The 14,290-nt window shown below is 58.6% G+C and carries 12 protein-coding genes; 3 read left to right on the top strand and 9 right to left on the bottom strand.

Annotated elements, in window-relative coordinates; translation table 11 throughout:
- Positions 1-201: 201 nt before the first annotated feature.
- From ACOYXJ_RS20485 to ACOYXJ_RS20520, 8 genes are all read right to left on the bottom strand, one after another.
- The gene (locus ACOYXJ_RS20485) at positions 202-963 is read right to left on the bottom strand and encodes a secretin N-terminal domain-containing protein (RefSeq protein WP_460371212.1); all 762 of its coding nucleotides are present in this window, start codon (positions 961-963) and stop codon (positions 202-204) included.
- Positions 964-1,206: 243 nt separating this feature from the next.
- A complete protein-coding gene (locus ACOYXJ_RS20490; RefSeq protein WP_034155132.1) occupies positions 1,207-1,632 on the bottom strand; it encodes a GNAT family N-acetyltransferase in 426 nt (141 codons plus the stop codon).
- Entirely contained in the window at positions 1,625-2,794 is a 1,170-nt protein-coding gene (locus tag ACOYXJ_RS20495) for a ribosomal protein uL16 3-hydroxylase (RefSeq protein WP_102899355.1), read from the bottom strand. Before ACOYXJ_RS20495 ends, ACOYXJ_RS20490 begins: the two co-directional genes overlap by 8 nt.
- A gap of 86 nt (positions 2,795-2,880) precedes the next feature.
- Complete coding sequence (purB, locus tag ACOYXJ_RS20500; RefSeq protein WP_003223822.1) at positions 2,881-4,251, bottom strand: adenylosuccinate lyase; 1,371 nt, start codon at positions 4,249-4,251, stop codon at positions 2,881-2,883.
- Positions 4,252-4,378: 127 nt separating this feature from the next.
- Positions 4,379-5,002 carry a high frequency lysogenization protein HflD gene (gene hflD / locus ACOYXJ_RS20505; RefSeq protein WP_122606186.1) on the bottom strand — a complete coding sequence of 208 codons (624 nt, stop codon included), beginning with the start codon at positions 5,000-5,002 and terminating at the stop codon, positions 4,379-4,381.
- The gene (gene mnmA / locus ACOYXJ_RS20510; RefSeq protein ID WP_460371213.1) at positions 4,999-6,123 is read right to left on the bottom strand and encodes a tRNA 2-thiouridine(34) synthase MnmA; all 1,125 of its coding nucleotides are present in this window, start codon (positions 6,121-6,123) and stop codon (positions 4,999-5,001) included. The genes hflD and mnmA overlap by 4 nt, the downstream gene beginning before the upstream one ends.
- 59 nt (positions 6,124-6,182) lie before the next feature.
- Positions 6,183-6,629 (bottom strand): NUDIX hydrolase, encoded by a 447-nt coding sequence (locus ACOYXJ_RS20515; RefSeq protein WP_460371214.1) that lies wholly within the window; start codon positions 6,627-6,629, stop codon positions 6,183-6,185.
- Positions 6,630-6,829: 200 nt separating this feature from the next.
- Positions 6,830-9,055, bottom strand: coding sequence for an NADP-dependent isocitrate dehydrogenase (locus ACOYXJ_RS20520; RefSeq protein WP_460371215.1), 2,226 nt, complete (start codon positions 9,053-9,055; stop codon positions 6,830-6,832).
- Between the two features lie 481 nt (positions 9,056-9,536).
- On the opposite strand from ACOYXJ_RS20520, the gene icd reads away from it, so the two are divergent.
- Positions 9,537-10,793 carry an NADP-dependent isocitrate dehydrogenase gene (gene icd / locus ACOYXJ_RS20525; protein ID WP_034155137.1) on the top strand — a complete coding sequence of 419 codons (1,257 nt, stop codon included), beginning with the start codon at positions 9,537-9,539 and terminating at the stop codon, positions 10,791-10,793.
- An 82-nt stretch (positions 10,794-10,875) separates the two neighbouring features.
- Here icd and cspD read toward each other — a convergent pair whose 3' ends face one another.
- Positions 10,876-11,160 (bottom strand): cold shock domain-containing protein CspD, encoded by a 285-nt coding sequence (gene cspD / locus ACOYXJ_RS20530; RefSeq protein WP_150793620.1) that lies wholly within the window; start codon positions 11,158-11,160, stop codon positions 10,876-10,878.
- 224 nt (positions 11,161-11,384) lie between these two features.
- Between cspD and clpS the strand changes: the two genes are divergently transcribed.
- Positions 11,385-11,768 carry an ATP-dependent Clp protease adapter ClpS gene (gene clpS / locus ACOYXJ_RS20535; protein ID WP_011334948.1) on the top strand — a complete coding sequence of 128 codons (384 nt, stop codon included), beginning with the start codon at positions 11,385-11,387 and terminating at the stop codon, positions 11,766-11,768.
- 30 nt (positions 11,769-11,798) lie between these two features.
- On the top strand, positions 11,799-14,069 hold the full coding sequence (gene clpA / locus ACOYXJ_RS20540; protein ID WP_016987404.1) for an ATP-dependent Clp protease ATP-binding subunit ClpA: 2,271 nt from the start codon (positions 11,799-11,801) through the stop codon (positions 14,067-14,069).
- Positions 14,070-14,290 lie beyond the last annotated feature (221 nt).

Here is a 14,290-nt window from a genome sequence, read left to right on the forward strand (position 1 = left end):
ACGCCTTGTGGGCGGTACAGACACGAAGCGGTTCGCGGGGTAGGTGCGAACATCGCTTCGAAGGCCCTTGCCAGGGCCTCTGATTAGCGGGAGCGAGGCCATCATGCCTTCGCTTTTTTGCCTCGTCAAACGTTTTGTAGTGCTTTTTTTCAAGCACTACATCTTTCGTCTAATACGACTAATCAGTCAGTTTTCGGTGCTTTAGTCCAGGGCGTCGACTTTCACCCGCAAGGTCATGTCATCCCGACCTTGAGTCGAGTAGCTGCGGGTCAGGCCCTGTTTGTCGGCCTGAGTCTGGCGATTGACGCCGGCGAGGGTGATCCACTCACCGAGGCGCCCGCTGACACTTGTGTCGGTGCTTTGCACGTTCACTACATCGGGACGTTCCTGGCTCATGCGGTCACGGTTGGTACTGATCGCCAGGTGAACGATGTCGCCGGTGACGCTGGCGGTGACGTAGAACCCTTGAGTGACGTTGCGATATTGGGTTTGGCTGTTGTAACCGCCGTAGGAGTCGCTCTGAACATTGGTGATCGGCACGCTCTGACCAACCTGAATCAGCGCCGGCATGCCATCGGTGGCCTGCACCTGCTGGACGCCGCCTTCACGGCTGGTGGTGCTGCGGCTGATGATGCGGGTCTGTTTCGGTTGAGCGCCGTTAACCGAATAACCTTCGTCGCCACGGCCATTGTTTTCATTGGTGTCGACGCTGATCAGCAAGCGCTTGGGCGCAGTGTCCAGTTGCGTGATCAGTGCCTTGAGTTCCTGGATCTTGTCCGGCTCGGCCTTGATGATCAGCTGGTTGCCGTAGGCGCTGACCTGACCGTCCTTGCCGAGGAAGTCTTGTGCCATCGGCAGCATGTCGGCGCTGGTGCGGTAATTGAGGGGCACGATTTCTGTGGCTGCCATCACCGAAAAACTGCAACCGAGCAGCAGGGTGGTGAGCAGGGTGCGTAGGGACATGTCCGTTATCTCCGCTTTCGAAAGGCTTGATATTGCCAGTTTGTCGGCCTTGGGTGGGGCAAGTTGAATCGTAGACAGCAAAACGCCCCGGCATCGGTTGATGTCGGGGCGTTTTGGGGTGTGCTTGCGGGCCTATTCGCGAGCAGGCTCGCTCCCACATTGAATCTCTGCCTGACACAAATATCGTGTCCGCTGGAGATCCCCTGTGGGAGCGAGCCTGCTCGCGATCGCCGCGCCGCGGTTTTATGCCGAATGCCGAACCATGTCGACATGCGGAATCCCGGCTTCGAGGAATTCCTCGCTGACCAGGCTGAAACCCAAGCGCTCATAGAACGCTGTGGCCTGCACCTGAGCGCTGAGCATCTGCTGCTTCAAACCACGTTCTTCGGCTTCGGCGATCACCGCTTGCATCAGCGCATCACCGACCTTCATCCCGCGCCAGTCTTTCAGCACGGATACCCGGCCAATGTGCCCGTCGGGCAACAAGCGCGCAGTGCCAATCGGAAAGTCGCCTTCAAACGCCAGAAAATGCACGGCGGTCGCGTCGTCCGCGTCCCATTCCAGCTCAGGTGGCACCGATTGCTCGGCGATAAACACCGTTTCACGAATGCGCCGGATCTCGGCGATGTCCTTCTGCCAGTCTGCGACACGTACGCGAATCTTATTCATCGGCGAACCCCAGGCTCCCTTGCTTGACCAGTTGGCACAGCAGGCCGCAAGCGTCTTCGTCGTTCAGCCACTCACCGAGGTTGTCAGTGTGCAGGGCGTCAGCGGCGCAGATCAGCTTCAACAGTTCGCGCAGTTTGCCCGGCAGGTAACGGCTCTGGCCGCTGGCGAACAGCAGCAGGTCGTCATCGACTTCCGACCAAGCCAGACGCGCACTCGGGTTGCGGATCAGAATGGCGCCATCCTGCAGGGCGGCGAGGAAGTCTTCTTCTTCGATTTCTTCCGGGCCGGCCACCAGTTCCGGATAACGCGGCTCGGTCATGTACTGGCCGAACCAGGTCAGCAGCAGGCGCTCGTCGCTCATGTGCTCGGCGAGCAGGGCTTTCAGACGATCCAGTGCATCGTGTTGAATCTGGTGCGGATCGGCTGCTGGCTGTGCGTCGGCATCGGTGTAGCGCTCTTCGTCAGTCAGGAACTGGCTGAGGAAGTCGGTGAAGTGAGTCAGCACTTCGGAAGCGCTTGGCGCACGGAAACCAACCGAGTAGGTCATGCAGTTATCGACCGCGACACCGCAATGAGCCAGACGCGGCGGCAGGTAGAGCATGTCGCCCGGTTCCAGCACCCATTCTTCGGTCTCGTGGAATTCGGCGAGGATGCGCAGGTCTGCGTGCTGCAGCAGCGGGCTCTCGGAATCGCACATCTGACCGATTTTCCAGTTGCGCTTGCCGTGGCCTTGCAGCAGGAACACGTCGTAGTTATCGAAGTGCGGACCAACACTGCCACCCGGGGCGGCGAAGCTGATCATCACGTCGTCGACGCGCCAGCTCGGCAGGAAGCGGAAGTTTTCCAGCAGCTCGCTGACTTCCGGGACGAATTGATCGACCGCTTGAACCAGCAGGGTCCACTCTTTTTCCGGCAATTTGCTGAATTCGTCTTCAGCGAACGGGCCGCGACGCAGTTCCCAAGGGCGCTCGCCGTGCTCGATCACCAGACGCGATTCGACTTCTTCTTCCAGGGCCAGGCCGGCCAGTTCGTCGGCGTCGATCGGGCTTTCGAAGTCAGGAATCGCCTGGCGGATCAGCAGCGGCTTTTTCTGCCAGTAGTCGCGCAGGAATTCGCGTGCCGTGATGCCGCCCAGAAGTTGAAGAGGAATATCGGGATTCATATGTAACCTATTGAAAAAAAGCACTTTTCAGACGGGAATAAAAACGCCCGGCGCGGCCGGGCGTCTCAAACGGGTCAAGCGGTCGATCAGATGCGTTTGGCTTGCGCTACAGCGTTGCCGATGTAGTTGGCCGGGGTCAGTTGCTTGAGCTCGGCTTTCGCTTCGGCAGGCATGTCCAGACCATCGATGAAAGTCTGCAACGCTTCCGGGCTGATGCCTTTGCCGCGCGTCAGTTCTTTCAGCTTCTCGTACGGGTTTTCGATGTTGTAGCGGCGCATCACGGTCTGGATCGGCTCAGCCAGGACTTCCCAGCAAGCGTCGAGGTCAGCGGCAATCTTCTGCTCGTTGAGCTCGAGTTTGCTGATGCCTTTGAGGCTGGCTTCGTAGGCGATCACGCTGTGGGCGAAGCCGACACCGAGGTTGCGCAGAACGGTGGAGTCGGTCAGGTCGCGCTGCCAGCGGGAGATCGGCAGTTTGCTCGCCAGGTGCTGGAACAATGCGTTGGCGATGCCCAGGTTGCCTTCGGAGTTTTCGAAGTCGATCGGGTTGACCTTGTGCGGCATGGTCGACGAGCCGATTTCGCCAGCGATGGTGCGCTGCTTGAAATAACCCAGGGAGATGTAGCCCCAGATGTCACGGTCGAAGTCGATCAGGATGGTATTGAAGCGCGCAATTGCGTCGAACAGCTCGGCGATGTAGTCGTGCGGTTCGATCTGCGTGGTGTACGGGTTGAAGCCCAGGCCCAGCTCGTCTTCGATGAAGGCGCGGGCATTGGCTTCCCAGTCGATCTGCGGGTAGGCCGACAGGTGCGCGTTGTAGTTGCCGACAGCGCCGTTGATCTTGCCCAGCAGCGGCACGGCAGCGACTTGAGCGATCTGACGCTCGAGACGGTAAACCACGTTCGCCAGCTCTTTACCCAAAGTAGTCGGGGAGGCTGGTTGGCCGTGAGTGCGCGACAGCATCGGCACGTCAGCGAAACGGATGGCCAGTTCGCGGATGGCGTTGGCAGTCTGGCGCATCAGCGGCAGCATCACGTCGTCACGGCCTTCGCGCAGCATCAAGGCGTGGGACAGGTTGTTGATGTCTTCGCTGGTGCAGGCAAAGTGGATGAACTCGCTGACCTTGGCCAGCTCCGGCAGCTTGGCCGCCTGCTCTTTGAGCAGGTATTCGATCGCTTTGACATCGTGGTTGGTGGTGCGCTCGATCTCTTTGACGCGCTCGGCGTGCTCCAGCGAGAAGTTTTCAGCCAGTTCATTGAGAACGGCGTTGGCCTCGGCGGAGAAGGCTGGCACTTCAGGGATACCAGCGTGGGCGGCCAGACGCTGGAGCCAGCGTACTTCAACCAGAACACGGGCACGGATCAGACCGTACTCGCTGAAAATCGGGCGCAGGGCCTGGGTTTTGCCGGCGTAGCGGCCGTCAACAGGGGAAACCGCAGTGAGCGAAGAAAGCTGCATGGGGTGTTCTCGGACAGTCGGGCAACGAAATGGGGCGCGTATCATACATGAAAAAATCCGCCGGTCCGTTGCCAACTGACCGGCGTATTACGCGTTACAGACTACAAAGCTTTTATTGCGCGGCGTTTTACTCGCTGCGCATCAACGGATACAGCTCTTTGAGCAGCTTGCGCCGGCTGATCACCAACTGCCAGCGATGGCCGCCGAGCTGCCGCCACAAGCGTGCCGAACGGATGCCGGCGAGGAGCAGGGCGCGAATCTTCGAGGCATTGCTCGGTTGCTGCAGGTTGCGCATGTCGCCGTGCACCTGAATGCGTTGGCGCAGCGTGCTCAGGGTGTCCTGATACAGCGCGCCGCAAGCCGCGACCACGTTTTCGTGGGCCGGGCCGAAATGCTCAACCTGCGACTGGATCTGCGGCAAACGCTTGCCGATGATGTCGAGCATGTCGTCACGTTTGGCCAGTTGACGCTCAAGACCGAGCATCGACAGCGCATAACGCAATGGCTCGCGCTGCAGTGTGCTCGGGTCGCGTTCGAGGGCGCCGATCAACGCGCGGTAACCTTCGCGCAGATTGATGTCGTCGCCGCCGTACACATCCAGCGTGTCCTTCGGGTCGCGCACCAGCAGGCTGCCGAGCATGCAGCTCAGGCCTGCCTCGCTGGTCTGTCCGGTCTTGGCGATCCGGTCGACCAGCACGGCGGCGAGAAACACGCCGCCGAGCGCCGTCAGTTGCTCCTGAGTCGGGCTCATGCCTGGCCGCTCCACGGCTCGGCGACTTCGATCACACCGCCACCGAGGCAGATTTCACCGTCATAGAACACCACCGATTGGCCCGGCGTCACTGCGCGTTGCGGCTCGTCGAACACGGCGCGGTAGCCGCTGGCGGTTTTTTCCAGGGTGCAGGCCTGATCGCTCTGGCGATAACGCACTTTCGCGGTCAGGCGCAGCGGCTGGCTCAGGTCGATCGGGTTGACCCAATAGATTTCCGAAGCGAGCAGGGCTGCGGAAAACAGCCACGGATGGTTGTTGCCCTGGCCGACGATCAACTCGTTGGTGTCCAGATCCTTGCGCAGCACGTACCATGGCTCATCGCCAGCGTCTTTCAAGCCGCCGATGCCGAGGCCCTGGCGCTGACCGATGGTGTGGTACATCAAGCCGTGGTGACGGCCGATGACTTCGCCTTCGGTGGTCTTGATCTCGCCCGGTTGCGCCGGCAGGTATTGCTTGAGGAAGTCGCTGAAACGCCGCTCGCCGATGAAGCAGATCCCGGTGGAATCTTTCTTTTTGGCGGTGGCCAGCTCGTATTTCTCGGCAATCGCCCGAACTTCCGGCTTTTCCAGTTCGCCGACAGGGAACAGAGTCTTGGCGATCTGTTCGCCGCCAACGGCGTGCAGGAAGTAGCTCTGATCCTTGTTCGGATCGAGGCCTTTGAGCAGTTCGGTGCAGCCATCGATGTCGCGGCGGCGCACGTAGTGACCGGTGGCGATCAGGTCGGCGCCGAGCATCATGGCGTAGTCGAGGAACGCCTTGAACTTGATCTCGCGGTTGCAGAGGATGTCCGGGTTCGGCGTGCGACCGGCCTTGTATTCGGCCAGAAAGTGCTCGAACACGTTGTCCCAGTACTCGGCGGCGAAGTTGGCCGTGTGCAGCTTGATGCCGATCTTGTCGCAGACAGCCTGGGCATCCGCCAGGTCGTCCATGGCGGTGCAGTATTCCGTTCCGTCGTCTTCTTCCCAGTTCTTCATGAACAGGCCTTCCACTTCATATCCCTGCTCGATCAGCAGGAGAGCGGAAACGGAAGAGTCCACGCCGCCGGACATGCCGACAATGACGCGCTTCTTGGATGTGTCAGAAGGGGCTGGATCACGCATAGGGATTCAATGAGTGTCTTGAAAAAGGACGCGATTCTAGCAGGCTCGCGGCCTCAAGGCTAAAGAGAAGGGCGCATCAGTTCGAGGCTGAAGTGATGACCGGCCAGATAATCGTCGATGCAACGGATGATCAGCTCGCTGCGCCAGTTGTCGCGTTGGGCGATTAATTCGTCGCGGGTCAGCCACTTGGCGCCGACGATGCCGTCGTCGAGTTGATAATCCGCATTGTGTTTGACTGCTTTGGCGCTGAAACACACGCGCTGATAGGTCACGCCGTTGCTCGGCGCGGTGTACAGGTAAATGCCGATCACGCCGGTGGGTTCAACATCCCAGCCGGTTTCTTCGAGAGTTTCGCGGATGGCTGCGTCGATCAGGGTTTCGTCCGGGTCGAGATGGCCGGCGGGCTGGTTGAGCACGTTACGCCCGGCTTTGTGTTCTTCGACCATCAGGAAGCGACCGTTGTCCTCGACGATGGTGGCGACGGTGATGTGGGGGAGCCATTCCATAAAACCTTCCTCAATCTTTTGGTTAAACCCCCAATCCAATGTAGGAGTGAGCCTGCTCGCGATAGCGGTGCATCAGCCGCCATTAATGCTGAATGGTATACCGCTATCGCGAGCAGGCTCACTCCTACAATGGGTTTTGTGTGAACTCTGGAAACACAAACCCCGGCACGAGGCCGGGGTTTGTTTACCGCGCTACAACCTTAAACCAGCGCAGCAATCGCCGCGTTGAGGGTTGCGCTTGGGCGCATGGCCTTGCTGATCAGCTCGGCATTGGCGTGGTAGTAACCGCCGATGTCGACTGGCTTGCCCTGAACGGCGTTGAGCTCGGCAACGATGGTTGCTTCGTTCTCGGTCAGGGTTTTTGCCAGGGTCGCGAACTGCGCTTGCAGTGCAGCGTCTTCAGTCTGGGCTGCCAGGGCCTGAGCCCAGTACATCGCCAGATAGAAGTGGCTGCCGCGGTTGTCGATGTTGCCGACTTTGCGCGATGGCGACTTGTTGTTGTCGAGGAACTGGCCGGTGGCCTGATCCAGGGTCTTCGACAGCACCAGTGCTTTCGGGTTGTTGTAGTTCACACCCAGGTGCTCAAGGGAGGCTGCCAGTGCGAGGAACTCGCCCAGCGAATCCCAGCGCAGGAAGTTTTCTTCAACCAGTTGCTGCACGTGCTTCGGCGCCGAACCGCCGGCGCCGGTTTCGAACAGGCCACCGCCGTTCATCAGCGGCACGATCGACAGCATCTTGGCGCTGGTGCCCAGTTCCATGATCGGGAACAGGTCGGTCAGGTAGTCGCGCAGTACGTTGCCGGTCACCGAAATGGTGTCCTTGCCTTCGCGGGTGCGCTGCAGGGTGTACTTCATGGCGTCGACCGGCGCCATGATCTGGATGTCCAGACCGGTGGTGTCGTGATCCTTCAGGTAAGCCTGAACTTTCTCGATCACTACGCCGTCGTGAGCGCGCATTGGGTCCAGCCAGAAGATCGCTGGGGTGCTGCTTGCGCGAGCGCGGTTGACGGCCAGTTTGACCCAGTCCTGGATCGGCGCGTCTTTGGTCTGGCACATGCGGAAGATGTCGCCGGCTTCAACAGCCTGTTCCATCAGCAGGTTGCCCTTGCTGTCGGTGACGCGAACCACGCCGTCAGCCTTGATCTGGAAGGTCTTGTCGTGCGAGCCGTACTCTTCGGCTTTCTTCGCCATCAGGCCAACGTTTGGCACGCTGCCCATGGTGGTCGGATCGAAAGCGCCATTGGCTTTGCAATCTTCGATCACGGCCTGGTAGATGGTTGCGTAGCAACGATCCGGGATCACCGCCTTGGTGTCGTGCAGCTGACCGTCGGTGCCCCACATTTTGCCGGAGTCACGGATCATTGCTGGCATCGAGGCGTCGACGATCACGTCGCTCGGCACGTGCAGGTTGGTGATGCCTTTGTCGGAGTTGACCATCGCCAGCGATGGGCGAGCAGCGTAGACCGCAGCCATGTCTGCTTCGATCTGAGCCTGTTGCTCAGCCGGCAGGGCCTTGATGCGCGCGTACAGATCGCCGATGCCGTTGTTCAGGTTGAAACCGATCTCGGCCAGCACGGCAGCGTGCTTGGTCAGCGCGTCTTTATAGAACTCGGCAACGATCTGGCCGAACATGATCGGGTCGGAGACCTTCATCATGGTCGCTTTCAGGTGCACCGACAGCAGCACGCCTTGCGCCTTGGCGCTTTCGATTTCAGCAGCGATGAACGCGCGCAGGGCGTTTTTGCTCATCACGGCGCAGTCGAGGATCTCGCCGGCCTGAACGGTGGTTTTTTCTTTCAGAACGGTAGCGGTACCGTCCTTGGCGATCAGTTCGATCTTCACGGCGTCAGCGGCGTCGATCAGGGCAGCTTTTTCGCTGCCGTAGAAATCGCCGGTGCTCATGTGAGCAACGTGGGACTTGGAGTCTTTGGCCCAGGCGCCCATTTTGTGCGGGTGCTTGCGAGCGTAGTTTTTAACCGACAGCGGTGCGCGACGGTCGGAGTTGCCTTCACGCAGAACCGGGTTCACGGCGCTGCCCTTGACCTTGTCGTAACGCGCCTTGGCGTCTTTGTCGGCGTCGCTGGTCACAGTTTCCGGGTAGTCCGGCAGGTTGTAACCCTGAGCTTGCAGCTCTTTGATCGCGGCTTGCAGCTGTGGCACCGAAGCGCTGATGTTCGGCAGCTTGATGATGTTGGCTTCAGGCGTAACGGCCAGGTCGCCCAGTTCGGCGAGGTGGTCGGCTACGGCTTTGTCGCCCAGTTGCTCGGGGAAGCTGGCCAGAATACGTGCTGCAAGAGAGATATCGCGGGTTTCCACGGCGATATCGGCCGAGGCGGTGTAAGCCTCGATGATCGGCAGCAGGGAATAGGTGGCGAGGGCTGGAGCTTCGTCGGTGAAGGTATAGATGATCTTCGAGCGGGTGGGCATATTCGGATTAACTCTCTCTTCTTTGCTAAAGCGTGCGCAGAAACTCGAGGGGCGCCGGGTAAGCGCGTTCGTTCAAAGTCATCCATGAACCGAATGTCGAGATTCTTCGCGGTGATGTTGGGTGCATCAGTAGAGCGTCAAGCAGTCGGACTGCGGTAACAACCCGACCAATCAGGCGGAAAGTCTCGTGCTAGAGAGGCCAGCCGTCGTGACCCTGTGGTCAGCGGGCGGCATTATACATAGGTAGCTGGCAATCTGCCGATGGTTCATATGCAACGATTCTCGTCCATTGGTCTAAAGGTCGCAGGGCAGGGTGGGGCGTAGAGTCGTCGCGAATGCTTGAGTTTGGCGCTTTTCCCTTTGCTTTCAGGCTTGTACGAAACGAGATGTAGGCGCGCCACGAACAGAGGGTTTGCGTGTTGATTTAACTGGGTTACGCTCGAACCAAGCCAGATGTTCAATCCAAACAATGGAGTTCAGCATGGGTTACAAGAAGATTCAGGTTCCAGCCGTCGGCGACAAAATCACCGTCAATGCAGACCATTCTCTCAATGTTCCTGATAACCCGATCATCCCCTTCATCGAAGGTGACGGCATTGGTGTCGACATCAGCCCGGTGATGATCAAGGTTGTCGATGCTGCAGTTCAAAAGGCATACGGCGGTAAACGCAAGATTTCCTGGATGGAAGTCTACGCCGGGGAAAAAGCCACTCAGGTTTACGATCAGGACACCTGGCTGCCTCAGGAAACCCTGGACGCAGTCAAGGATTACGTGGTTTCCATCAAAGGCCCGCTGACCACGCCGGTCGGTGGCGGCATCCGTTCGCTGAACGTGGCCCTGCGTCAGCAACTCGATCTGTACGTCTGCCTGCGCCCGGTGCGCTGGTTCGAAGGCGTGCCAAGCCCGGTGAAAAAGCCTGGCGACGTCGACATGACCATCTTCCGCGAGAACTCCGAAGACATCTATGCCGGCATTGAGTGGAAGGCCGGTTCGCCGGAAGCCACCAAGGTCATCAAATTCCTTAAAGAAGAAATGGGCGTCACCAAGATCCGTTTCGACGAAAACTGCGGCATCGGCGTCAAGCCGGTTTCGCTGGAAGGCACCAAGCGTCTGGCGCGCAAGGCTTTGCAATATGTGGTCGATAACGACCGCGATTCGCTGACCATCGTGCACAAGGGCAACATCATGAAGTTCACCGAAGGTGCCTTCAAGGAGTGGGCCTACGAAGTGGCCGCTGAAGAATTCGGCGCGACCCTGCTCGACGGCGGCCCGTGGATGCAGTTCAAAAACCCGAAAACCGGCAAGAATGTTGTGGTCAAAGATGCCATCGCCGACGCCATGCTCCAGCAGATCCTGCTGCGCCCGGCCGAATACGATGTGATCGCGACCCTGAACCTGAACGGCGACTACCTTTCTGACGCCCTGGCGGCGGAAGTGGGTGGTATCGGTATCGCACCGGGCGCCAACCTGTCCGACACCGTGGCGATGTTCGAAGCGACTCACGGTACTGCGCCGAAGTACGCCGGCAAGGATCAGGTCAACCCGGGTTCGCTGATTCTCTCGGCCGAGATGATGCTGCGGCACATGGGCTGGACTGAAGCGGCGGATCTGATCATCAAGGGCACCAACGGCGCCATTGGTGCCAAGACCGTGACTTATGACTTCGAACGTCTGATGGACGGGGCCAAGCTGGTTTCGTCTTCGGGCTTCGGGGATGCGTTGATTTCGCATATGTAAAACGCGGGCACATAAAAACCGCCTGACTCGATGAATTGAGTCAGGCGGTTTTTTTATGGCCGGGTGTCTTGGGCGAGGTTGCTCAGCTCACGACTGCAACGTGGTTGATGCCACTGGTTGCGGCGGTAGCGGCTCCTGCTGCGCCCACAGCTTCATCCACTGTGTTTTTGTCCTGAATCGCGATTGCGTGCAGGCCTTTGGGGCCTTGAAGGAGTTCGAAGTACACCTCTTGGCCTGCCTTCAGGGTTTTATAGCCTTCCATCTGGATAGCCGAGTAGTGGGCAAACAGGTCTTCTGTCTGGCCGTTCTCGATAATGAATCCAAAACCCTTGGCATTGTTGAACCATTTCACCTTGCCGACAGCCATGCTCAAATCCCTCTGCAACAGACTCCATCGCTGGAGTATCATCCAATTCATCCGCAATCTTATTCGTTAAAAGAATTGACTCCGCGGATCTTTTTTACCCACTGTGGGTTCTATTGGTTGTAACACCGTTTTCCCGATAGTCAAGGTGACCGGGCAGTCGGAGTTGAAAACGTGGACAGCCGCCCCCACCACTGTATTTGCACAACTGACGAACCTTTCTTTCCATGCATGCAATCAGCCAGATTCGACTAACATTCAATCAGGATCGCCCGCTTCTCCAAAAGGATCTTCCACAGGAGCACGACGACGATTCGGCAGGCGTTGCTGTTCAGGAAGCAAAGCCTGCGTTACAGGCGCCGCCGATGTACAAGGTGGTTTTGTTCAACGATGACTACACACCGATGGATTTCGTCGTCGAAGTGCTCGAGGTGTTTTTTAACCTGAATCGCGAGCTGGCGACCAAGGTCATGCTGGCCGTCCACACAGAAGGACGGGCAGTATGTGGAGTGTTTACCCGCGACATCGCCGAGACAAAGGCCATGCAGGTCAACCAGTACGCCAGGGAAAGCCAGCATCCGCTACTCTGTGAAATCGAGAAGGACGGTTAATCGCCGACCACTTGGGTATGAGGTGAAGCTATGTTAAACCGCGAGCTCGAAGTCACCCTCAATCTAGCCTTCAAGGAGGCTCGTTCGAAACGTCATGAATTCATGACCGTCGAACACCTTTTGCTGGCCCTATTGGACAATGAGGCTGCCGCCACCGTTTTGCGTGCCTGTGGCGCAAACCTCGACAAACTCAAGCACGACCTGCAGGAGTTCATCGACTCCACCACGCCACTGATCCCCGTTCATGACGAAGATCGCGAAACCCAGCCAACCCTGGGCTTTCAGCGTGTACTGCAACGTGCTGTTTTCCACGTACAGAGCTCGGGCAAACGCGAAGTAACCGGCGCTAACGTGCTGGTTGCCATCTTCAGTGAGCAAGAGAGTCAGGCAGTGTTCCTGCTGAAACAGCAGAGCGTTGCGCGCATCGATGTCGTCAATTACATCGCGCACGGCATTTCGAAAGTGCCGGGGCATGGCGATCACTCTGAAGGTGAACAAGATATGCAGGACGACGAGGGCGGTGAGTCTTCTTCTTCAGGCAATCCTCTGGATGCTTATGCCAGCAACCTCAACGAACTCGCGCGTCAGGGTCGCATCGATCCGCTGGTCGGCCGCGAATCGGAAGTCGAGCGTGTCGCGCAGATTCTCGCGCGTCGACGCAAAAACAATCCGCTGCTGGTCGGTGAAGCAGGCGTGGGTAAAACCGCAATTGCCGAAGGTCTGGCCAAGCGCATTGTCGACAACCAGGTGCCGGATCTGCTGGCCAACAGCGTTGTTTACTCGCTTGACCTTGGCGCTCTGCTCGCAGGCACCAAGTATCGCGGTGATTTCGAGAAGCGCTTCAAGGCGCTGCTCAATGAACTGAAAAAACGTCCGCAGGCGATCCTGTTCATCGACGAGATCCACACCATCATCGGTGCCGGCGCTGCGTCCGGTGGCGTGATGGACGCTTCGAACCTGCTCAAACCGCTGCTGTCGTCTGGCGACATTCGCTGCATCGGCTCGACCACGTTCCAGGAATTCCGCGGCATCTTCGAAAAGGATCGTGCCTTGGCGCGTCGCTTCCAGAAGGTCGATGTCGTCGAGCCGTCGGTGGAAGACACCATCGGTATCCTGCGCGGCCTGAAAGGGCGTTTCGAGCAGCACCACAACATCGAATACAGCGATGAGTCGTTGCGCGCCGCTGCTGAGCTGGCTTCGCGCTACATCAATGACCGGCATATGCCGGACAAGGCCATCGACGTGATCGACGAGGCGGGCGCCTACCAGCGTCTGCAACCGGTCGAAAAACGTGTTAAGCGCATTGAAGTGCCACAGGTCGAAGACATCGTCGCGAAAATCGCGCGGATTCCGCCTAAGCACGTCACCAGTTCCGACAAGGAACTGCTGCGTAACCTGGAGCGTGACCTGAAGCTGACGGTGTTTGGTCAGGACGCAGCGATCGATTCGCTGTCGACTGCGATCAAGCTGTCGCGTGCCGGCCTCAAGTCGCCTGACAAGCCAGTTGGTTCGTTCCTGTTCGCAGGTCCGACCGGTGTTGGTAAAACCGAGGCTGCGCGGCAATTGGCCAAGGCGCTGGGGATCGAGCTGGTTCGCTTCGACATGTCCGAATACATGGAGCGTCACACCGTATCGCGTCTGATCGGTGCGCCTCCGGGCTATGTCGGTTTCGACCAGGGCGGTCTGTTGACCGAGGCGATCACCAAGCAGCCGCACTGCGTATTGCTGCTCGATGAAATCGAGAAGGCGCATCCGGAAGTCTTCAACCTGCTGTTGCAGGTGATGGACCACGGTACACTGACCGACAACAACGGGCGCAAAGCGGACTTCCGCAACGTGATCGTGATCATGACTACCAACGCCGGTGCCGAAACGGCCGCGCGTGCTTCGATCGGTTTCACCCATCAGGACCACTCGTCTGATGCGATGGAAGTGATCAAGAAGAGCTTTACGCCGGAGTTCCGTAACCGACTGGACACCATTATCCAGTTTGGTCGCCTCAGTCATGAGGTCATCAAAAGTGTGGTGGACAAGTTCCTCACCGAGCTTCAGGCGCAGCTGGAAGACAAGCGTGTGCTGCTTGAGGTCACTGATGCCGCGCGTAGTTGGCTGGCGGCGGGTGGTTATGACTCGGCGATGGGCGCACGTCCGATGGCGCGTCTGATCCAGGACAAGATCAAGCGTCCGTTGGCGGAGGAGATTCTGTTTGGCGAGCTGGCCGAGCATGGCGGTGTGGTGCACATCGACATCAAGGATGGTGAGTTGACGTTTGACTTCGAGACCACCGCAGAAATGGCCTGATGGCCTGAGATCAAGAGGGCGCCTTCGGGCGCCTTTTTGTTATTTGTCGTTTGGGTTTTTTGGGTGAATATCCGTTGCTGCGGTGGCGGCTTATTACGGTTTCGCCCTTACGGCGACTCACTTTTTTTCAAACGCTAAAAAAAGTAAGCAAAAAACGCTTGCTCCTACGTGCGGCCCGCTCGCTGGGGCTCGGCGTCCCTTCGCTGCGGGATCGATCCGGG

The organism is Pseudomonas sp. Tul2A7 (assembly GCF_054790505.1).

Bases quoted from the DNA above. Each gene is read 5' to 3' on its own strand.
- ACOYXJ_RS20485 (WP_460371212.1), bottom strand. From the start codon at position 963: ATGTCCCTACGCACCCTGCTCACCACCCTGCTGCTCGGTTGCAGTTTT.
- ACOYXJ_RS20490 (WP_034155132.1), bottom strand. From the start codon at position 1,632: ATGAATAAGATTCGCGTACGTGTCGCAGACTGGCAGAAGGACATCGCC.
- ACOYXJ_RS20495 (WP_102899355.1), bottom strand. From the start codon at position 2,794: ATGAATCCCGATATTCCTCTTCAACTTCTGGGCGGCATCACGGCACGC.
- purB (WP_003223822.1), bottom strand. From the start codon at position 4,251: ATGCAGCTTTCTTCGCTCACTGCGGTTTCCCCTGTTGACGGCCGCTAC.
- hflD (WP_122606186.1), bottom strand. From the start codon at position 5,002: ATGAGCCCGACTCAGGAGCAACTGACGGCGCTCGGCGGCGTGTTTCTC.
- mnmA (WP_460371213.1), bottom strand. From the start codon at position 6,123: ATGCGTGATCCAGCCCCTTCTGACACATCCAAGAAGCGCGTCATTGTC.
- ACOYXJ_RS20515 (WP_460371214.1), bottom strand. From the start codon at position 6,629: ATGGAATGGCTCCCCCACATCACCGTCGCCACCATCGTCGAGGACAAC.
- ACOYXJ_RS20520 (WP_460371215.1), bottom strand. From the start codon at position 9,055: ATGCCCACCCGCTCGAAGATCATCTATACCTTCACCGACGAAGCTCCA.
- icd (WP_034155137.1), top strand. From the start codon at position 9,537: ATGGGTTACAAGAAGATTCAGGTTCCAGCCGTCGGCGACAAAATCACC.
- cspD (WP_150793620.1), bottom strand. From the start codon at position 11,160: ATGGCTGTCGGCAAGGTGAAATGGTTCAACAATGCCAAGGGTTTTGGA.
- clpS (WP_011334948.1), top strand. From the start codon at position 11,385: ATGCATGCAATCAGCCAGATTCGACTAACATTCAATCAGGATCGCCCG.
- clpA (WP_016987404.1), top strand. From the start codon at position 11,799: ATGTTAAACCGCGAGCTCGAAGTCACCCTCAATCTAGCCTTCAAGGAG.